The sequence below is a fragment of the Chitinivibrionia bacterium genome (genome assembly GCA_009779925.1).
GTDB lineage: Bacteria > Fibrobacterota > Chitinivibrionia > Chitinivibrionales > Chitinivibrionaceae > WRFX01.
The window spans coordinates 219,330-239,884 of record WRAZ01000001.1; the positions used below are offsets into that span (position 1 = coordinate 219,330).

Annotated in this window: 21 protein-coding genes, 1 tRNA gene and 2 other RNA genes; 2 read left to right on the top strand and 22 right to left on the bottom strand. The window is 43.1% G+C overall.

All coding sequences use genetic code 11. From position 1 onward, the window contains the following. The 7 genes from FWE23_00965 to FWE23_00995 form a co-directional block, all read right to left on the bottom strand. Positions 1-1,497, bottom strand: a complete 1,497-nt coding sequence (locus tag FWE23_00965) for a Mur ligase family protein (protein ID MCL2844015.1) — start codon at positions 1,495-1,497, stop codon at positions 1-3. After that, positions 1,481-1,942 carry a L,D-transpeptidase gene (locus FWE23_00970; protein ID MCL2844016.1) on the bottom strand — a complete coding sequence of 154 codons (462 nt, stop codon included), beginning with the start codon at positions 1,940-1,942 and terminating at the stop codon, positions 1,481-1,483. Before FWE23_00970 ends, FWE23_00965 begins: the two co-directional genes overlap by 17 nt. A 21-nt stretch (positions 1,943-1,963) precedes the next feature. Then, positions 1,964-2,062, bottom strand: an RNA gene (gene ffs, locus FWE23_00975) — signal recognition particle sRNA small type. Between the two features lie 7 nt (positions 2,063-2,069). Continuing rightward, a tRNA-Ser gene (locus FWE23_00980) sits at positions 2,070-2,160 on the bottom strand. Positions 2,161-2,348: 188 nt separating this feature from the next. Continuing rightward, the gene (locus tag FWE23_00985; protein MCL2844017.1) at positions 2,349-3,515 is read right to left on the bottom strand and encodes a phosphoglycerate dehydrogenase; all 1,167 of its coding nucleotides are present in this window, start codon (positions 3,513-3,515) and stop codon (positions 2,349-2,351) included. Positions 3,516-3,650: 135 nt separating this feature from the next. Then, positions 3,651-4,745 (bottom strand): 3-phosphoserine/phosphohydroxythreonine transaminase, encoded by a 1,095-nt coding sequence (serC, locus tag FWE23_00990; GenBank protein MCL2844018.1) that lies wholly within the window; start codon positions 4,743-4,745, stop codon positions 3,651-3,653. Between the two features lie 33 nt (positions 4,746-4,778). Further along, a complete protein-coding gene (locus FWE23_00995) occupies positions 4,779-5,426 on the bottom strand; it encodes a redox-sensing transcriptional repressor Rex (GenBank protein ID MCL2844019.1) in 648 nt (215 codons plus the stop codon). A gap of 199 nt (positions 5,427-5,625) precedes the next feature. Between FWE23_00995 and FWE23_01000 the strand changes: the two genes are divergently transcribed. Then, entirely contained in the window at positions 5,626-6,591 is a 966-nt protein-coding gene (locus FWE23_01000; GenBank protein ID MCL2844020.1) for a PAC2 family protein, read from the top strand. A 107-nt stretch (positions 6,592-6,698) separates the two neighbouring features. On the opposite strand, the gene FWE23_01005 is transcribed toward FWE23_01000, so the two are convergent. Next, a complete protein-coding gene (locus tag FWE23_01005) occupies positions 6,699-7,397 on the bottom strand; it encodes a hypothetical protein (protein MCL2844021.1) in 699 nt (232 codons plus the stop codon). A 178-nt stretch (positions 7,398-7,575) separates the two neighbouring features. Further along, a complete protein-coding gene (locus FWE23_01010; GenBank protein ID MCL2844022.1) occupies positions 7,576-8,265 on the bottom strand; it encodes a hypothetical protein in 690 nt (229 codons plus the stop codon). A gap of 217 nt (positions 8,266-8,482) precedes the next feature. On the opposite strand from FWE23_01010, the gene FWE23_01015 reads away from it, so the two are divergent. Further along, the gene (locus FWE23_01015) at positions 8,483-9,193 is read left to right on the top strand and encodes a 1-acyl-sn-glycerol-3-phosphate acyltransferase (GenBank protein ID MCL2844023.1); all 711 of its coding nucleotides are present in this window, start codon (positions 8,483-8,485) and stop codon (positions 9,191-9,193) included. 247 nt (positions 9,194-9,440) lie between these two features. On the opposite strand, the gene FWE23_01020 is transcribed toward FWE23_01015, so the two are convergent. From FWE23_01020 to FWE23_01080, 13 genes are all read right to left on the bottom strand, one after another. Next, complete coding sequence (locus FWE23_01020; GenBank protein MCL2844024.1) at positions 9,441-9,764, bottom strand: hypothetical protein; 324 nt, start codon at positions 9,762-9,764, stop codon at positions 9,441-9,443. A 585-nt stretch (positions 9,765-10,349) separates the two neighbouring features. Next, an RNA gene (gene rnpB, locus FWE23_01025) (RNase P RNA component class A) lies at positions 10,350-10,728 on the bottom strand. A gap of 70 nt (positions 10,729-10,798) precedes the next feature. After that, positions 10,799-11,410, bottom strand: coding sequence for a 30S ribosomal protein S4 (gene rpsD, locus FWE23_01030; GenBank protein ID MCL2844025.1), 612 nt, complete (start codon positions 11,408-11,410; stop codon positions 10,799-10,801). 184 nt (positions 11,411-11,594) lie between these two features. Beyond that, positions 11,595-12,482: a PhoH family protein gene (locus tag FWE23_01035; GenBank protein ID MCL2844026.1), complete on the bottom strand. Its 888-nt coding sequence runs from the start codon at positions 12,480-12,482 to the stop codon at positions 11,595-11,597. A gap of 3 nt (positions 12,483-12,485) precedes the next feature. Beyond that, a complete protein-coding gene (locus FWE23_01040) occupies positions 12,486-12,650 on the bottom strand; it encodes a 4Fe-4S binding protein (GenBank protein ID MCL2844027.1) in 165 nt (54 codons plus the stop codon). Between the two features lie 10 nt (positions 12,651-12,660). Beyond that, entirely contained in the window at positions 12,661-14,127 is a 1,467-nt protein-coding gene (locus tag FWE23_01045) for a hypothetical protein (GenBank protein ID MCL2844028.1), read from the bottom strand. Between the two features lie 114 nt (positions 14,128-14,241). Continuing rightward, a complete protein-coding gene (locus FWE23_01050) occupies positions 14,242-15,237 on the bottom strand; it encodes a hypothetical protein (protein MCL2844029.1) in 996 nt (331 codons plus the stop codon). Position 15,238: 1 nt separating this feature from the next. Beyond that, positions 15,239-16,138, bottom strand: coding sequence for a hypothetical protein (locus tag FWE23_01055; GenBank protein ID MCL2844030.1), 900 nt, complete (start codon positions 16,136-16,138; stop codon positions 15,239-15,241). Next, positions 16,101-16,463: a hypothetical protein gene (locus tag FWE23_01060; GenBank protein ID MCL2844031.1), complete on the bottom strand. Its 363-nt coding sequence runs from the start codon at positions 16,461-16,463 to the stop codon at positions 16,101-16,103. The genes FWE23_01055 and FWE23_01060 overlap by 38 nt, the downstream gene beginning before the upstream one ends. Before the next feature lie 20 nt (positions 16,464-16,483). Next, positions 16,484-17,383, bottom strand: a complete 900-nt coding sequence (miaA, locus tag FWE23_01065; GenBank protein ID MCL2844032.1) for a tRNA (adenosine(37)-N6)-dimethylallyltransferase MiaA — start codon at positions 17,381-17,383, stop codon at positions 16,484-16,486. Next, complete coding sequence (locus FWE23_01070; protein MCL2844033.1) at positions 17,383-18,963, bottom strand: aromatic amino acid ammonia-lyase; 1,581 nt, start codon at positions 18,961-18,963, stop codon at positions 17,383-17,385. Before FWE23_01070 ends, miaA begins: the two co-directional genes overlap by 1 nt. Further along, positions 18,960-19,634, bottom strand: coding sequence for a hypothetical protein (locus FWE23_01075; protein MCL2844034.1), 675 nt, complete (start codon positions 19,632-19,634; stop codon positions 18,960-18,962). Before FWE23_01075 ends, FWE23_01070 begins: the two co-directional genes overlap by 4 nt. Before the next feature lie 56 nt (positions 19,635-19,690). Beyond that, positions 19,691-20,503, bottom strand: coding sequence for a right-handed parallel beta-helix repeat-containing protein (locus FWE23_01080; protein MCL2844035.1), 813 nt, complete (start codon positions 20,501-20,503; stop codon positions 19,691-19,693). Positions 20,504-20,555: the final 52 nt, after the last annotated feature.

Genomic DNA, 20,555 nt, shown 5'->3' on the forward strand with positions numbered 1-20,555 from the left:
TTACAAACTTTCCGCTAAGTCTTTCGCAAAAACGGCAAGCGAATTGTCGCGCGCGCCGCATATTAAAATAGTTTCGTTTTCTTTTACTTCTTTTTTCAGTATTTCAGTTAATTTTTCGCGATTTTCGACAAAAACAAAGCGGTTTTTATCGCCTAATTCGTCGGCGAGTTTGTCGCTGTCTGTGCTTGTATCAGCTGTTCCGCCTGCATAAAATGTGGGAAGCAAATACAGTTTGTCATTTTCGCCGATATATTCGGAAAACATTGTTTTTAAGTCGTCGAACATAAATTTAAGCGGTCCAAAACCGTGCGGCTGAAACACCACCGAAAGCGGCGTTTTCCGCATCTTGGCGGCTGATATTGCCGCCGATATTTTGTCGGGATTGTGCGCATAATCGTCAATTACGAGTATGTTTTTTGAAGCAGGGTATTTGTCAAATCTTCTGGCAATTCCACTGTAAGTCGCAAGCGCTTCGGCGATAGTTTTTTCGTCAATTCCCAATTCTTTGCAAACAGCAAGCGCCGCAAGTGCGTTTTTTATGGTATGTTCCCCCGTAAAATTTAGCACAAATGTTGTGTTTTGCGTAGGGGCGAAACATTTTTCGCCCGTACTTGCACCATCTCCGTAGGGGTGGGTTTTAAACCCACCCTTACCGCAATCGCAATATGTAAACGTCGAAGAATTCTCAGCGCAACTGTATCTTATCGGAAAATAATCCGCTTCTCGCGAAAATCCGAATGTTTTACCGTTAAAATCTGTAAAATGCTCGTCATCTTTATTGAAAATCGTTAGTTTTGATTGAGCGGAAGCGGTTTTCAGCAAATCTACAACTTCGCCGACTTCTTTGTGGTCGCGGGAAATATTCAGCAAAACCGAAATTTCGGGGAAATATCGCACAACCGTTCCGTCGCTTTCGTCGGCTTCAATCACCAAAAATTCACCGTCGCCTCTGAACGCGTTGCCTAATGTAGGGGCGTATTGCATACGCCCATTGGCAGCGGTTTTTGGGCGTATGCAATACGCCCCTACAGTTGTTCCTCGCAGAGAGTGTAGGTTTGCGCCACCGATAAACGACGGTTTTTTACCCGCAAAGTCCAAAATGTGAAAAATCATTGCCGAGACCGAGCTTTTTCCGCTCGTTCCCGTAATCGAAATTGTGCGGTGTTTTTTTACAATCGCCGCCAAAACTTCGCTTCTGTGAAGAATCGGGATATTCAGTTCGTTTGCTTTTTTTATGTCGGGATTATCGTTTTCTATTGCCGTCGAAACTACAAGCGCTTGAGTTTTAGGTGAAATTCCACTTCCGTCTTGCAAGAACAGCGAAATTCCCTGTGATTTCAGTATGATTTCGTCTTCGCTGTTGCCATTCACAGACCTGTCGCTTCCGCTGATTACGCAGTCTTTTACCAAGTATTGGGCAATCGCGCTCATTCCTATGCCCAAAATTCCGACGAAATGAAAGGAATTTATCTCTTTTTCGTCAATAAATAAAGACATAATCACCCGCTTTCATTAAATCAAAAAGTTTTATTACATCTTCGTTTTTCATTACGATACAGCCGTGCGAAAAATGACTTTTGCCGACCTCGTTTTCTTTGTCCGTGCCGTGAATATATACGTATCGCGATTGCGTGTTTTCGTTGTGTTTTTCGAGCCCCGAAAGCCATAAAATTCTGCTTGTGATTGCATTTTCTTTGTATATGTCGCCGCTTTTCCAGACCTCGCCTGTTTGTTTGCGGGACTTGAATACCGCGCCGATTTCGGCTCCTTTGCCGATTTTTTTGTGAATTTCAAACATTCCGCGCGGGGTTTTATTGGAGCCGCTCTTTTCGCCTCGTCCTTTTTTTGCGCAAGATATAGGGAAAGCAAACTTTTCGCCGTTCTTAAGCAAAACCAACGAAAAATCATCGAAAGAAATTGTTGCTAAGTTTTTATTTTTCATAAATTTATAATTTTCCTAAAAAAGAGCTGAGTTATCCGCGGCACACCAAATACATTGCTTACCGTTGCTTCCTTCCGAATCTGGCGGGGTTCACAAGATTCAATTGCGCGGGACCCAACTCTAAAAGTGGCGGAGAGAAAGGGATTCGAACCCTTGGTACAGTTGCCCATACACACACTTTCCAGGCGTGCTCCTTCGACCAACTCGGACATCTCTCCAAAAATCGTGGGTAAAATACTATTTGGGCGACGGTCGCCAGCCATTTTTTTTAATTTTGTCGAAAAATGATGTTTGGCAATAAAAAAAGAGCGAGAAATTCCCACTCTTTTTTAACTTAAATTATCTGTTTTTCGATTTGTGATTTTTGTAAGGGCAGGTTTGAAACCTGCCCCTACGGCGATAGGCTTTAAATCACTCTGACCGCAATAACTCCGTCGATTGCCGAAATTTTTGCTACAATATCGTCGCCGACTTTGGAATTGGTGTCGATAATGTTGTATGCAATACCGTCGCGGTTTTTGTTTACCATTTCGCAGATATTTATTCCCGCCGCGGCAAGCGTGGTCGAAATTTGTCCGACCATATTCGGAACGTCTTTGTTTGCTATGGTAATACGCGTGTTTGCAGGGTTTCTGTCAACCGAAACTGCTGGGAAATTTACGGAATTTTTGATGTTTCCGTTTTCCAAGTAGTCGCGAAGTTGATTTGCCGCCATAATTGCGCAGTTGTCTTCCGACTCCTCTGTGGAAGCGCCGATGTGAGGAAGCGGAATTACGTTTTTGTAGGTAATCACTTCTTCGTCGGGGAAATCGGTGACGTATTTTGCCACTTTTCCGCTTTCGAGCGCCGCTTTCATATCCTTGTTTACAACAAGTCCGCCGCGCGCCATATTTATAATTTTTACGCCGTCTTTGCAAAGCGACAATTTTTCGGCGTTAAACATTCCTTTTGTTTCGTTTATGAAAGGAATATGAAGCGAAATAAAATCAGATTCGCGCAAAAGTGTTTCGAGCGCGTTCGCTCTTTTAACGTTGGACGACAAATTCCAAGCCGCTTCCACCGAGATGTAAGGGTCGTAGCCGATAACGTTCATTCCCAAGTTAGCGGCGGCATTTGCCGTTAAAACGCCGATTGCGCCAAGTCCGATTACGCCCAAAGTTTTGCCTTGAATTTCGTAGCCGCCGAAGTTTGCTTTTTCTTTTTCCACGATATTCGGCACTTCTTCGCCTTTGCCGTTAAGGGTATGCACCCAGTTTACGCCGCCGACAATGTCGCGCGAGGCAATGAGCATTCCCGCAATACAAAGTTCTTTAACGCCGTTTGCGTTTGCTCCCGGAGTATTGAAAACCACAATTCCCTTTTCCGTGCATTTTTCGATTGGAATATTGTTTACACCCGCGCCCGCGCGAGCCACCGCTTTAAGCGATTTCGGCATTTCCATATCGTGCATTTTGAAGCTTCTCAGAATTATTCCGTCGGGATTTGCCATTTCGCCCGCAACCTCGTAGTTTTCGCGAGGGAGTTTTTCAAGACCAATTGTTGAAATCTTGTTCAACGTTTGAATTTTATACATTTTTCTAGCCCTTTCTTTCGGTGTTTTCTTCACCTGTTTATTTTATGTAGGGTGCGGGTTTCAAACCCGCCCAACTATTCCCATTTACGTTGCCTTTATTTGGGCAGGTTTGAAACCTGCCCCTACAGATACAAATTATGCGTTTTCTTTCTCGAATTTTTCGAGGAAATTAACGAGTGTTTTTACGCCGTCCAAATCAATTGCGTTGTAAATCGACGCGCGCAATCCGCCTACGCTTCTGTGTCCTTTAAGGTTAATCATTCCCGCCGCAGTCGCCGCTTTTACGCATTTGTCGTCCAATTCTTCGTTTCCTGTTATAAACGGAACGTTCATCAAAGAACGGTCTTGCGGGCGAACGGTCGCCTTAAACATCTTGGAGTTGTCCAAGAAACCGTAAAGCAAGTCGGCTTTTGCAACGTTGCGCTTTTTCATTTCGTCCAAACCGCCCAATCCGAGCAAATATTCAAAAACCAATCCCGCTATATATATGGAATAGGTTGGGGGCGTGTTATACATAGAGTCGTTTTCGGCGCAAATGTCGTATCTGAGCATTGTCGGGGTCATCTTTTTCGCTTTTTCTTTGCTCAATTCAAGCAAATCTTTGCGGATAATAACGATAACAAGCCCTGCAGGTCCGATATTTTTCTGCGCGCCAGCATAAATTACGCCGTATTTCGACACGTCAACAGGCTCGCTCAAAATACTCGACGACATATCGGTTATAAGCGGCACGTTTCCGACTTCGGGCAAGTTTGTCCACTTTGTTCCGTAAATTGTGTTGTTGCAAGTGAAATGAAAATACGCCGCTTCGGGATTAAATTTGCTCTTGTCCAAATCGGGAATGTGGTTGTAAATTTCCGCCTTGGAACTCGCTACAACGTTAACGTCGCAATATTTTTTCGCCTCTTTTATCGCTTTGTCCGACCACGCGCCCGTGTCAGCGTAATCCGCCGCGGTTTTGTCGCCCAAAAGGTTAAGCGGAACAGCCGCAAATTGTGTGGAAGCGCCGCCCTGCATATACAAAATGTCGTAATTTTCGGGGATAGCCATAAGTTTGCGCAAATCGTCTTTTGATTTGTGAAGAATGCCCTCAAACGCCTTGGAACGGTGGCTCATCTCCATAACCGAAGTGCCTGTGTTGCCGTAATCCGTCATCTCTTTTGCCGCTCTTTCGAGAACTGCAAGCGGCAACTGCGCCGGTCCCGCCGAAAAATTCAATACTCTTGCCATTGTAAAACTCCTTTCAAAAGTTTTATGTTTGTTTTATTGTTGTTTATTGCTTAATTCGAGTTCGTCAAGCCCCATCATAGCCGACAAAATCGTGCTTTCCAAAACCAAATCTATATTGCGGATATGGATTTTTTCGCTCGTTAAAAAAGTAGGCGTAAAGTTCAAAATCGACTTAACCCCGCCCGTCTCAAGCCGCTCAAAACAGGTCTTTGCCGATTCGGGCGACGATGTCAAAAACGCGATTTCTATGCCTTTTTGCTTAACAATTTCGCTGATTTCGAGCGACGGGAAAAGCGGAATTGCAGATTTTGTCGTGTCAATTTTGTTTGTAGAGTCAAATCCCGCTACGATTTCTATGTCCGCCGACAAGAATTTTTCGTATTCCATAATGGCAGTGCCGACTTTTCCAAGCCCGATAACCGCCGCTTTCCGTTTTTTAAGCCCAAGCTTTTCAGCGATAAGCGCTCGCAATTCTTTAACCGAATACCCTTTTCCGAGCTGTCCTATACCTTCCAGAAAATTGATGTCTTTGCGAACCGTATGCGACGGAACGCCGATAATCTCGCCTATTCTGGTTGATGAAACGTGCGATATGCACACACCATTGTCGCCGTTGAGCATTATTTGTTCAAGCAAATTATGTATAACACAAAGCCGTTCAATAGTCGCTTTCGGTATCATCCCTCACCTTTCATGTGTTTTTTTTCACACTCTTTCGCAGTGAAATTTACTGCGCGAGCATTTTTTTTCACAGAATATAATATTTGCGAAATTAAAGTGGGGAAATTTTGTATAAATTGCTGAAATTTTGTAAATTTTTCCTGAAATGCGCACTCGGCAATTCGCGGATATTATATTTATTATGTAATAAGGAGAATTTATGAGAATATTTCAGAATGTAAAATTTGAAACTCCGCCTACACTTATTGCTTCGTGGCCCGGGATGGGAAACGTGGGACTTATCGCAACCAACTATTTAAGAAGCAAAATGGGCGCGCAGCCAATCGCCGAAATTGATATGGCGCCGTATTTTATACCCGACGCGATTATGGTGCGCAACGGAATTGCCGAACTTCCGAGATTGCCGACCTCCCGAATTTATTACTGCCAGCGTCCCGATTTGCTTATTTTTGAGTCGGACGCGCAGATAATGGGGAAAGAAGGGCTTGCCATAACAAAATCGCTTATGAGATTTGCCGCGGACGTCGGCGTAGGGCGCGCTTACACAACCGCGGCGCTTCCGCAGAATATTTCGCACAAAACCGCCGCGCATATTTACGGCGCATTCACAAGCAATGATCTTTTGGCGGAATTTCAGTCGTTAGGCGTGCAATCTATGACCGAGGGATATATCGCAGGGCTTAACGGCGTGCTTTTGGGGATTGCCAAGTCGCACTCAATAGAGGCGGGTTGCCTTTTGGGAACAATTCCGCTTTTTGCGACGAACTTAAATTACCCGAAAACTTCGCTGAAGATTATAGAATTGGTGGAAGATTTACTGAATATAGACATCGACAAAACCGAAATCAACGAAAGTATTTCGATAACCGACAGTCAATTCAGCGCAATCGAAGAGCGAATTCGTCAATTTTCGGGCTCAATCTTCGGGAATTTGGAGCAAATGTCGGGGCTTCCTTTTAATCCTGCGGGGGACGGTTTGTGGGGAGTTCAATCGGACGGCGCGCCAAACACAGACACTATTCCGCAGACGATTATGGAGAAAATAGAGCGTATGTTTCAGGATGCGCAGGGAGACCGCGGTAAGGCGAATTCTCTAAAAAAAGAGCTGGACAGATGGAACATATTCGAACTCTACGAAGACAGGTTTTTACAGTTGTTTAAATAAATAATAAGAGTGCAAATAAATAAAATAGGGCGAATAATCATTCGCCCAAATATCGTCGCCATCTGTAGGGGCGGGTTTCAAACCCGCCCTTACGCTGATTTCGCAAATTATTTACCGCCGAAAGCTACTCTGAGACCGAGAGACCAGCCCAAAGCTTCGTTAGTTTCAAAATTACCGCCAAAGCCTAAAGAAAGTCGAAGGATTCTGACGTCAATACCTGCGCCTATTCCCCAGCCGTAGTCGCCCGAACTGTTTCCTGTAAATTCAGCGCCGACAAAAGCGGGACCGACAGACGGAACTACTCCCAAGCCATAAATGAAATTACCGGAAGTTTCGCCAAGGTTCATTACGTCAAAACCGATATTTGCGTTAAACATCATAATAGAAAGAATTGCGCGCCCGTCAAGTTCAAAACCTCTGTCTTTGTCTGCGCGTCTGCTACTTGTAAAGTTCCACGGCATATTCAATTCAAGCGCCAATAAGTCGGAAATAATCCCGAGTTTTGCGTGAAGCTCCATCGGTTTAAACCATATTTTGTCGTCGTCGTCGGTAGGAATACCCCAACCCAAGACAGAAAGTCCGACCTCTAATCTGTCGTTTATGCCGTAATAAGCGGCAATATTAGACAAACTTAACACCACGTCTCCGGGACCGCCGAGATGAGACATCCCAAATCTTGCGTCAACAGCGATTGAACCGCCTTTGAGCGTTTGCGCGTCTTGCGTTTGAAACGGATGTCTGGTGCCGCCCGCTTGCGTTGCGCATACAATCCCTGCAAATAATAATGCAAAAATAATCTTTTTCATAAAAACCTTTCACTGAGCAACCTCAGATTTTGAGTAATAATTAAATAATTGCGCGGAAAATATTATTTGCCGCAAGTAAAGTGTGTAAGAATGTTGAAAATATTGCTTCTTAAAACAAAAAAGAGAGGCGTTTTCACACCTCTCTTTTTATTTTTACTGTCTGAAATATTATCTTAGATTATCTTCCGCCGAGAGTGAAAGTAAATCCGAGAGACATATTCAATGCGTCGTTGGTTTCAAAGTTGCCGCCGAAACCGAGAGATATAACAGACGAGTTGCCTAATTCGTAGCCAAAACCAAAGTTCCAGAATGTGTAATCTCCGCTAAGGTCAGCGTCGCTCATTCCGTCAAAAACGTGTCCGAAAATTTCAGCACCTACAAACATTGAGCCAATCGGCTTAACTACAGAATATCCCCAAGCAAACGCATTTCCGGTCTCATAGTAATCCGGATTGCTTGCAAAACCTACATTGTAATTCATTTGCATTCCGGAATTAAGCTCCCAAGTGTAAATTAAAGATGCGCCGTATTCGCCAAAGGTGCTGAGAGTGCCAAAAGTTTCTATAGCAAGAACATTGGGTATCAATCCGAATTTCAAGCTAAATTCAGGCGCTTCAAAACCACGGTCTTTTTCGTTGACATTGTTTATTGTCCAATTGTTGCCGATACCGATGTTAAATCTTTCACCTATTCCATAAGTAATATGTGAGCCGATACCAATGCGAGAACTATCAACAAAACCAGTCCCGATGGAAGTTTCGATTTCGATTTCGTCGTTTCCGACCAATTCAGCTGTTGATGTTGCAAACGGATGAGCCCAAGCAACACATACCAAACCTGCAAGCAATAAACTGATAACCTTTTTCATAAAACACTCCTTTTTGTCGGAAACACCGACGTTTTACGTTAATAAAAACAGATAACCATTAAAAAAATTCGGCGAAAAATTACTATTTGCCGAAACAAAAAAGAGAAAAATTTGTAAAAAAAGTAAATATTTGAGCATTTTGTTGAATTTTGTATTATATTTATCCGAAATCAATTCGGCGATAACGTATTTTTACCAAAAAAAGAAAGGAAAAATTATGTTTAACAGGATTTTGGTGTGTTTGTCTCTTGGTTTTTTTGTGGTGTTTTGCTTTGTAATGCTCATTCCATACACTATTATGTTTCTTCCTGTACTGAACAAGCAACAACAGCGCTTGGCTTATTTTGTTCAGTGGTTTTGCTCTCGTTTCTGCCTTTTTTCTTCGGGTGCAAAAGTTAAGTTTACGGGCGTAGAAAATGTTCCCAAAGACAACATTTATTGTATTGTCGCCAACCATCAGGGAATGCTCGATATTCCGATTTTAATGCGCATTTCCCCTTGGACTTTAGGGTTTATCACCAAAAAAGAATTGCGCTACCTTCCTGTATTAAATGTTTGGATGATTGCGCTCGGCTGTATCTTTTTAGACAGAAAAAGCGCCCGAAAAGCCGTCGGTGTATTCGGCAAAGCCGCAAAGCAGTTGCAAAGCGGACATCCGATGGCAATTTTCCCTGAAGGCACGCGCAGTAAAAACGGCGAAATTGCGGATTTTAAGGCAGGCGCATTAAAACTCGTGATAAAAGCCCAAGTTCCCATAGTTCCTGTAAGCATCAACGGAAGCGGAATTGTGGAGGGTCGGAATAAATCAAAAATTGTATCTGTCGTCGTTCATCCCAGAATCGAATTTAGCGAAATAGCCGATATGGAAACTGTAGAAATAGCCGCAAAAATCCGCTCAATTATAGTTTCGGCGGCGAAAAAACAATGATTTTTGCTACAGTCGGCGCAGTTGTTTCTTCGCTTTATTTAGCAGTTTGCTTTTATTTGTCGCGTGGGCTTAAGAATGTGGCTTCGACAGGCTCAGCCACCGAGACTGAGCCATCGCGACATAAGCTACCGTCTTCATTCGCTAATTCGGTGGCTGAGCCTGTCGAAGCCACCACTGCAGTAAGCATAATAATCTGCGCGCGAAACGAAGAAAAAAACATTTCACATCTTCTTAACTGCTTGCTTTCTCAAACATATTCACCCGAATTACTGCAAATTATAGTCGCCGACGACCGTTCCACCGACAACACCGCCGAAATAGTTTTGTCTTTCAAAGAAAAATTAAAAAATCTCTCGCTTATCCGAATTACACGAACAGGGGAGGGCTTTTCTCCAAAAAAATACGCGTTCGAGCAAGCAATAAAAATTGCCGTCGGCGAAATTATTTTGCAAACCGACGCAGATAGCATTGTTCCGAACGACTGGATAGAAAAATCTGTTGCGCCTTTCGCTAATGAAAAAATTGCACTTTCGCAAGGAATTGTAAAATATCGCTTTGACAAAGGCAACAAAATTTCGCCAATTCTTAAAGTTTACCAAAACTTCGACTTTCTTTCTCACGGAATTGTAGCCGCCGCGAGTATCGGAAAAAACATTCCGCTTAACGCAAATGCCAACAATTTCGCCTTTCGCAAAAAAGACTACGAAACATCGGGCGGCTACGGAAATCTAACTCAAGCTGTAGGCGGCGACGACGGTCTTTTAATGCAAAAAATATGGGAAAGCGGCAAAAAAATACATTTCAACGCAAACTCAATCGTAGAAACACAACCCGAATATTCGTGGAAAAATCTAATAAATCAGCGCAAAAAATGGGGCTCGGAAACGCGCTTTTATTTGCCGAAACAAACGGCAATCCTCGCTGTTATTTTCATGTTTTATTGCTTTATATTTGTCTTTCCCATTCTTTTTATCGTAAAAATTATCGGCGAACTGTTTTTTATGCGCAGGGGATTGGCAATTTTCGACGAAAAAAATCTCCTGCCACATATAATCTGGACTTCACCGCTGAATTTATTCATAACGATTTATTCGGTAATCTGCGGAATTTTTGCCAAATTTGAATGGAAGGGCGATGTTTATAAGAGTAAAACAAAGAGAAAAGAGAAACTGTAAGCCGAGTTTTGTTCAGATGTTTCCACCCTTGACAGCCATTTATCTAAGCGACCTACCTGAAATTATAGAGCGAACAACTCAATTTCTGTTTGGTCTTGCAACGGACGGGGTTTTTCTTTTTTGCTTGTTGCCAAACAAAACGGCGGTCTCTTACACCGCCTTTTCACCACTCACCCCCAACTAAATGAGAGCGGACTGTTCTCTGCGACACTATCCATAACGAAACTTAGATTTATTTGCGAACTTTGCTCGCTAACAAAACTAAAATTTCATTTCCGACCTTTCGCTCGGCGTCCTGTTCTTTGTTGCTCGGACTTTCCTCACCTGCAAAAACGCAAGCGCGACTGTCCGTTTCTCTTTCCTCAAAAAAATAAGGTCTCGGAAATTTTTATTCTCAAGACCCCATTTATGTAAAAAATATTCGCAACTATTACTTGGAGTAGAGTTCCACAACAAGTTGAACGTCTGCGATTACTTCTATATCGTGTTTCTCGGGGAGGCGTCTTACCTCGCCTTTCAAATCCACTTTTGAAAATTCTAACCATTCGGGTACGCTTCTTGTGTTATCCGCTACAAGTGCGTGCAAAAATTTCTTTCTGTCGTCGCCTGCCGCAATAGTGATTTTGTCGCCTACAGACACTTTGTAAGACGGAATATCAACCTTTTTGTCGTTTACTCTGATGTGAGCGTGGTTTACAATTTGTCTTGCTTGCGCGCGCGATTTTGCAAATCCCATTGCGAAGATTACGTTGTCCAAACGACGTTCCAAAAGGATAAGCAGGTTGTCCCCTGTAACGCCTTGCATTTGTTTTGCTTTCAAGAAAGTATTGCGGAATTGTTTTTCGGTAAGTCCGTAAGCAAAACGCAATTTCTGTCTTTCGCGCATCTGAATACCGTATTCGCTCAAACGACCTCTATGTTGTTTCAGCGGTCCGGGTGGGTTTGGTCTTTTATCCAAAAGACGTTGAAATTTTTCATTACCGAAGATATTCGCACCAAGACGGCGAACAATTTTACCTTTTGGGTCAAGATTTCGTGACATTCACTTCTCCTAAAAACTTTAATTTTTTTCTTATTTAAAATAACTTGCCGCGGTCATTTATGAAGAAAAATTCTTTGACGTGTGGAGTAAAATAACAAATGCCAAAGCAAAAAAGCATACTTTTTTTGAAACTTGTGCTGTTTTTTTGAAAATTCTTCTGAAACCACTCTGAATTTGCGCATTTTTACAGCAGATTTGCCGCCATTTCCGCTAATTTTGAGCGCTCGCACTTAACAAGCGTTATCGACGACGACAGGCTTTCGTTCGCAAACCTGTCCACAACCCGCATAAGTCCGCAGTCTTGTGCGCTAATATTTTGGTTGTCTATCTGATAAGGGTCGCCCGCAAGAATTATCTTTGTTCCTTCGCCCGCCCGCGTAAGAATTGTCTTTATTTCGTGAAGCGACAAATTCTGCGCCTCGTCAATAACCAAATACTGATTATGAATAGAACGTCCGCGAATATACGGCAGAGGCTCAATCAGCAAAATGCCGCGCTCGGTTAAGTCCTTAAAACCTTGGATTTTACTGCGCATAGTCTTTCTTCGCTTAATCAAAAAATCCACGTTATCCGAAATCGGATACATCCAAGGTCCCAGTTTTTCCTCAATAGTCCCCGGCAAAAATCCGATGTCCTGCCCAAGCGAAATTGTGGGGCGCGCCACTAAAACCCGCTCGTATTCGCCGCAATCTATGGTTTTGTAAAGCCCCGCCGCAACAGCCAGAAGCGTTTTTCCCGTCCCTGCTTTTCCGACGAGGACTACAAGCGGAATGTCGTCGTTAAGAAGCGCGTCCAAAGCAAGCGTTTGCTCAATGTTTTTCGGGACAAGCCAGTGTGGGATTTCGTTTGCCGCCGCAGAAAGCGGATAAAATTCGTCCGTATCTTTATTAAATCGCGCAAAACACGCGATGTCGGGATTTTTGTCGCTCAATAATTTGTAGTACCCGTTTGCAAGCAGCTTTTCTTCGGCGTTGTTTTTTACGGGTTTGCCTTTTTTTATGTCCTCTATGCCACTCTCGTCAATAGCAATTTCTCTGTAAATCGGGTAATTTTCTTCTATCTTAAACGCCACATTTCACTCCTTTACAGCGCCAATCGGACAAATTCTCGCGCACAATCCGCAACTAACACACAATTCCGCATTTATTACAGCAACATTCGGCATAAAAATCGCAGTTCTCGGGCAAATCGCTACACAAGTCCCGCACCCGTCGCAGTTGTTTTCGATTATTTGAGGCATATTTTTCCTACTAAGGTATGTTTATCGTAATAGTGGCATCTACGTGTGCTATTCCTGCGGGGGCGGGAATAGGTGGGCTTATTATGGGATTACCGATATTTCTTGCTCGTATGTCAAATGAAAAAGCCGCAGGCGCTGATGTAAGTGGCGCTCTTACGCGTAAAGTTGCTCTGTTTCTGTAGACGTTGCTTACTTCAAAAAAGCTAAAGCCTTGACCGAGCACATCGAATTCGTACCTTAAAAAATAGGCAGAAGTATCTTCGTCAACAGCAAATAAATTTGCAATATTGTCTCCGACAGATGCGTTTCTTGGGACGGTGAATGATGTTGTTTGAACTGTCGAACTTAGTGGATGAAACAACAAAGCTGTCGGCGGTTCGTTTACGTCGATAATTCTAACAGTTGCCGCTATTGGGTGCTCTGCTCCATCTACAGTAATTGTAAAGGTGTACTTTGAAGTTCTCTCGTAGTTAAAATTGTAGCCACTTCTTGCTATAACGCGATTTCCGTCTAATCTAAACGGGAAAGTAGTGCCTATCGTCCAATTTGCAGGAGGGTTGAGTGTAAAGTTTCCTGTGCAGTTTATTGTTCCGACGGATTGTTCCTGACGAGATAATACGCCTCCTATTTCTTCAAAAAGCTCTCCTTCAAACGTAGGAGGACAGTTGTTGCCCGGGGTATCGTTGCCTGCGGGTAGCAATCTTCTGAATCTAAACTCAACGCCGATTTGACGTCCTGCCGCTCCTGCGCAACTGAGATAGCGAAGGTCAAAACGCAAATTGGTGTTTGAGTCTATATTCTGCAACGTATTAGTATCTATGGCTATGCTTTGATTTCTTACTGAGCGCACCAATCCTCTGTTAGGACCTGTTATTTCAAGACCTCTCGCCGCTTCCGCATCGTTGAGATGTGGAGACACAGAAAATAGTGTAATATTTTCTGTGCTTATACTATTGTCATTGGCGGCAAAATCTAAATGTCGCGTTATTATTACAAGGCTGGCTGTTCCGCCTCGGGTGTCGTTTTCGTCTACGCGGATAATCGGGGCGTTTTGCACAGAGGATTGCGGGTTGCAAATATTATTTATGTCTATAATACTGGTAATTGTAACAGGGGGAGTCATTCCGTCTTGCGCAACTGCCGTAACTCGCACAAAAAGAGTAGTTCCTTCTCCTGCTTCAAAAGACCATTCTCTATCAATTCGTCTTCCGTTTGGGGCGGTATAAACGTCGGTTTGTACATCTCCGCCTTGAACAACGTTTTCTAAATCCATAAGTAGTTCGGTACTTGCAACTATCTCATTCATCTTTGCTCTTGCCGCGGCTAGGGTCATATCCATATCCCGCGTGCCCGAAGTTGTTCTCACGGACATTGTTAAGATTGTTCCGAGTAAGAGAACCGTCAGCGACAGTCCTACCATTGCTACGACTACTTCTATAAGTGAATAACCGTTGTTTTTTCTTAAGACATCAAGCATAAAAACCGCCCTTCGTCAATTTTTTTTATATTTTCTTCAATATAAATATAATACATCGCATAAGACAAGTTGTCAAGTTTTTGTGTTTTCGGGGTAATTTCTGCGAAAAAAATCTTACTCTCTAATCATTGAGCGGAATGTTCGCATTGTTGAAGACGATACTCGTTGTGTGTTTATCAATGGCTCAAGTTCGGCTATTTGTCGGCGGATTTCAGCGGGAAATCTGCGGAAATTAGAGGCTTTTCGCGTTTCTTCCAAAATCATTACGCCGTTATGATAGCCGCCGTCTCTGAAATACAGGCGCGAGGCGGTCAGCGCAATATTTATCGCCGCCAAATCGTCGCCGCGGGCAATGTAATAGCGTTTTTGAGTCCACATAAGAAAGCGGCTTTCGGGGAACTCTTTAAGGAGGCGCGGCAACATTTCGCCTGCTTTGTCCAAGCGATTTTCGCGAACATAGACATCGACCAAAACCATTTCGGCGGCTCTGTTCATAAATCGGGCGTATCTCACGCATCGTTCAAGCGCGGTTATTCCTTGTTGCGGATTTCTTGTAAGTCCCGTAAATACTCCCAACGGACCTAATCTGCGGCGTAATTCGGCTTGCGCGTAATCAAAAAATCCCAAATAATATTGCGTGTCGTAGTTTTTGGGGTCGCAGGCGTGTGCCTGTCTTAAAATTTCAAGCGAGCGCAGACCTAAGCGCGCACCTGCGGCAAGTCTTCCTTCCAAAAGTAAAAATGCGGCGTTTGCCGACATCAGAAATCCGCGCAACATAATCAAATCGCAGGAAGTCGGGTCGTCTTCGAGCATTGCTTCGACTAATCGAATGCCTACGTCGTAAATTTCAAAGAATTTTTCTCTGTCCAAAACCTCGTTAAAGTCAAGGTTTTTTAAGCCGATTGCGGCGACTGCAAGGTAATAATACAACGGCTCGGATGGGTATTTTTCAAGAAGTTGGTCGGTCATTTTGTATGCTTTGTCGAATTCGCAATTTACAAGCAAGTTGTTGAGTATTCGGGCTTGGGCTATTGGTTTTTCTCCAACTTTGTAGGTTTGGGCAAACGCCGCAACGGCGCAAAAAAGCGCCAATATTATAACTTTTTTCATATTAGTGGCGTCTTGTTCTTCTTTGGAAATGTCTCATCATCTGCTCATTATTGCTTTCTTGCTGTATTCTTTCGAGTATTCTTGCCGCGACGGCGTCTCTTTTTTCGGCTTCGCCTAAAGCATCATAAGCCTCAAACAATGCCCAAAGTGCGACCGAATTCGACGGATAAAGCGCCAAAACGCTGTTGGCTATTCTTATGGCGTCTTGTTCGCGCCTTCTTTCGTTTAGGTACATTTCCATAAGGTCATAGTTTACTATAAGATTGGTGAAAATTCCCTCATTTCGCACGGTTTCGAGATTTCTGAGTGCGCGTGGACGGTTGTCTCTTACTCCCGGCATCCACCATAAAAGCCGAGCGTTTGCGCCTATCCAGTATTCATAAACTCCCGTTCCGTATAAAACATCTTTTACCTCGTCGGAATTCAGGTTCTCAAAAATTTCCATAGCCCTTGTGGCAAGACGAAGCGACGAAACCAAGCGACCGTTCACCCGCTCAAACGCTCCCTGAATGCCTATTGTTGACGCTAAAAAGAAGTCGTTCCATTGGCAATTTAGGTTTCTGTTGCGTTCGCCCACCTGAATTCCTTGGTTGCACGCCTCGTAAAACGCTCTTTCGTGAACGTTGTTTCGCAGGTAAAGCATTTGATAGTGAAAAATAGCCGCACGAAAGAAATATCCTGCGGGATGGTCGGGAAATTGTCTAATTAAACCGTTTGCAACCTGATGCGCGTCGGCAAATCTTTCCTCAAAAACAAGTTCGACGCATCGCTTTCCGTCCGCAAGAATTCGGGGATTAGGCATAGAAGAAGCAACCGTCGCAGATGCAAACATCAGCGTAAAAAGCAACGCTAAAAGAAGCGTTCTATTCGGTTTCAGTTTGCTCAAATCTTTCATAAACATTATGAAAAAGTTCCCATCTGAAATGTCTCCTGTTATATCTGTATCTTCTGACAATTCTAACATTTATGTCGCTCAAAAAATAAAAATGCACTTGTGCCAAATGCCTGAACATTCCCTCGTCAAAGGAATTAAATTCAACTATCTCAAAATATGGTTCGTCCAAAACCGCGTCTGCGTCAATTCCTTCCAGAATAACAACAAAATCGCGCTCTAACATATTGTTGAGCCACCCTTTTACGGTATTTTCACTTGGTTGTATGGTGCAACCCGAAGTAAATATAATAAATGCTGCCACCAAAAAACAGAAAAAACTTTTTTTTCTCAATTTCCCTCCCATCATTTACCTTAATATAACAAATCGCCTAACTCTCGCGCAATGTTTTTGCTGTCGTTGGCTAATTTTTCAATATCAATTATTTTTTTGTCCGCTTCTTTGTTGCGCAACCACGTTAATTGCCGTTTTGCGTAATTGCGCGAATGTTGTTTTATTAGTCGAACACAATTCTCAAAACTGTCTTTATGTCGGATAAAATCATCAAATTCACGGTAGCCTACGCAATTTCTTCCCGCAGTTTTTGGGTCGGGATATTTGGCGCAAATTTTTTCATATTCTTCAAAAAGCCCTTTTTCGAGCATTTTATCGACGCGTTTATCGATTTTTTCGTAAAGTTTTTCACGAGAGCAAGCTAAAACAAAATATAAAAATTCGCGCTCAATCTCGTTTTTTGGGAATTCGTTTTTTTCGCCTAACTCTATTTCGAGCGCTCTCAGTATTCTGTATTTGTCGCCGAGGTTTATTTGTTTTGCGCGCTCTGCATTTTTGTCTGAAAGCATTTTGTGAAGTTTTTCGACACCCTGTTTTTCAATCAATTCTTCCAGTTCTTTGCGAAGCTTCGGGTCTTGTTTTGAAGAAATATCGAAGCCGTTTCGCATTGCGTAAATGTAAAAAAATGTTCCGCCGCAAATTATCGGAACTTTGCCTCTGCTTTTTATTTCGTCGATTGCCGTTGCGCAGTCCGTCGCCCAACGCACCGCCGAATATTCTTCGTCGGGTTCTGTTATGTCGATAAGATGATGTTTTACGGAAGCAAGCACTTCTTTTGTGGGCTTGGCGGTTGCAATGTCCATATATTTATAGATTTGTCGAGAGTCGCAGGATATTATTTCGCCGCCGATTTGTTTTGCAAGTTCTGTTGCAATGTCGCTTTTTCCGATACCTGTAGGTCCCAGAATTACGGGTATCATTAAATAATGCCTATGGTTTCTACGGTCTTTTCAAAAATTATATCGCGAAATCTCACCAAATCCTCGCGAAATATTCTTGTGCAGTTGTATTGCGTGTAGCTTTCGGAAAACTTATCGTAAACTTTTTTAATCCGCACACCCATTTTTTCGGTGTCCTGAAAACTCAACGCTTGCAAATCCGCCAAAATTTCCATTGTCTGCACTAATTCTGCGTTTTGTACGGATTTTAACGCAAGACGCGCCGAAACTGTTCCCATACTCACAATATCTTGGTTGTTTTCGTTGGAGGAAATGCTGTTTACGCTCATAGGTGCGGCAAGTTGCCTGTTTTCGGCGGTAGTCGAGACTGCCAAATACTGCGCTCCCATAAAACCCATCTCCAAACCTATGTCGCCAGCCGCCAAGTTTTCGGGAAGATTGCCGTTGAGATTTTTGTCCAGAAGTTTATTAAGTCGTCTCTCGCTTATATTGCAAAGCGTAGAAACGGCAATTCTGAGGCTGTCCATTGCAAACGATACGCTTTGTCCGTGGAAATTGCCGCCGTGAAGTATTTTTTTGCCTTCGGGAATTATGAGCGGGTTGTCGTTAGACGAGTTTATTTCGGTTAAAAGCACCTTTTGCGCATATTTTATCGCGTCGTAAAGCACCGCTAAAACCTGCGGAGAGCAACGCAATGTATAAACATCCTGAACATCTTGCAGGACTTCGACTACAGCGTTTGCCGTATTTTCGCAACGGTGGCTGTTATTATAGTCGTGCAAGTTTCGTACATTTCGCGAACCTGCAAGCAAATGCTGTATTTTTTCGGCTACAAGTATCTGTCCTTCGTGCGGTTTTATTTCGTGGAGCGCGGTGTCAAAAGCGTCTTCGCAACCGCCGAATATTTCCATAGCAAAGGCAAGCGATAAAATTTGCGCGTTAAAAAGTTTTCTTGCTTTGTGTATGGCAAAACACGCTATTGCACTCATTGCAGAAGTGCCGTTCATTATGGAAATAGCCTCTTTATAAGAAAGTCTTATCGGCTCCAGTCCTACTTTTTCAAATGCTATTTTTGCAGGCATAACCTCGCCGTTAAGATAAAGGTCGCCTTCGCCTATAAGTCCAAGTCCCAAATGCGCCAAATGAATTAAATCGCCGCTTGCGCCAACGCTTCCGTTCTCGTAAATTACGGGGGCAATTCCTGCATTAAAAACCTTTTCCATAAAGCCCAATAGTTCGGGACGAATGCCCGAAAAGCCTTTTGCCAAGCAGTTTATGCGAATTGCAAATGTTGATTTACAAATATTGTAAGGCAAAATCGGTCCCATTCCCGCCGAATGCGAGCGAAGTAAATTTACTTGTAATTGTTCGAGTTTGGAGTTGCTTATTATTTTATTACACATAGGACCGTAAGATGTGTTTACGCCATATATAATTTGTTTTGCGTTTACCGCTTCTTCGAGGACTTTTCTGCTTTTTGAGCACAAAATCAGCGCTTCTTCGCTTAATAGGATTTGAGCGTCCGTGTCTCCGAGGGTGACAACGTTGTCAATAGACATAGAATTTCCGTCAAGGACGACTCCATAGCGTTTTACACTCATAATAACAAACTCGCTCCAAATCTAATGCCCGTCATATTAAAATTGCGCTCAATTATGTTTCCGCCGCTTCTGCGTGTAACTGTAGAAATCTGCATCTGAGGTCCTGCAAAAAGCGAGAACTGTTTTCCTAAATCCACCATAACATCTGCGCCGAATTTAATGAAAACTCCGTTGTAATATCCGTCAATATCGCTTATGCCAACTGTTGCCTTCTCTCTTTCGCACCGGTTGCGTATAAAAACCGAATTATAGCCTAATGAAAGGTGAGCGATGGGGTGAATTTTATATTGCGGAATTGGGTCTATGGTAATGGTTAAGGCAAGAGGTATCATAACAATCAACTCGCGGCTCAGAACTGTGTCGCCCGCCACGCCTTTGTCTTTTTCTCTGGTATTGCTCCACGAAAAAACAGCGCTCGGTCCAATTGCAATGTTGCTACTCGGCATCCAACTTAAATTTCCGCCGAACCCCCACATAGATTTGTTGCCGAACGATTTTGTCAGCGTAGTATCAGTATCACCATCGCTGTTGATGTTGACTTCGGGTCTGTTGCTGTGCAATATTTGATTACTTCCCATCCACATCGGCTCAGCCCAGAGATTAAGCGCTCTTGCAAAAGTTGCACTTGCTAAAAGTGGCAAAAATAAACATAAAATCCTTAGTGTTTTCATAAAATCCTCCACGAATTCTCTGCAAAATAATATTTGCGCCAAACGAAATGCAGGTTTTATTTTACAAATCCGATATCTTTGCCGCTTGTTCCTCTCTTTTGACCGATTGAGCCATCTCGAAGTTTCCAAAAATTTCCTGTAAATCTCGGTCGTCCAATCAAAGTTGGGTCGGGATTTGTTATTCCGCCTTGTTCCGGGAAAATTATCAGATTTACAAGATTAAGATTTTCTCTGTCTCTTGTTTGTATTGCTCTGTTGCTGTTTCTGTAAAATATGACGTCGCGGATAACAATATTGTCTCGCAAACCGTCAATTTCAATGCCGTTTCTGCGATTTTGTGCGATTGTCAAATTGCGCAGTTCACCACCCACATAACTTATCGACGTTGCCTGAATACCCGAATTAAGATTATTGGCAATTATAGTATTTTGTATAGCAGGCAAATGATTTGTTGATAAAATCCCCGAACCGTTATTTGAGTGTATATAGCAATTCTCGATGACGGCGCCTGTCGCAGAACTGACAATTCCGTTTCTTCCGCCCGACACTCTAACACCCGAAATTCGAGAATCCCTACCGAGCCGAACAACCGCCTCGCGTCCGTTTCCGATAATATGCGCCCCAAAAACATTGGGCGAGTAAAGAATAACGCCGTTTTGAACGACCACGTCCTCAACATATCTGCCATCCGCAAGAATTATCGTGTCTCCCGCTCTTGCCGATACCATTGCATTGCTTATGGGTGATTTCCCCTGCCTTGCGGGTGAGACATATATTCTTTCTTGAGCAAACGCAGTTGTCGCCATCGCAAAAAGTATAAAAATTACCGTCAAATTCCGAAACATACCAATGTTTTTACTTAGTTGCATAAAATCTCCTCTTTTTCAAAAAAGGGACATACGTATTTTTCGTATGCCCCCT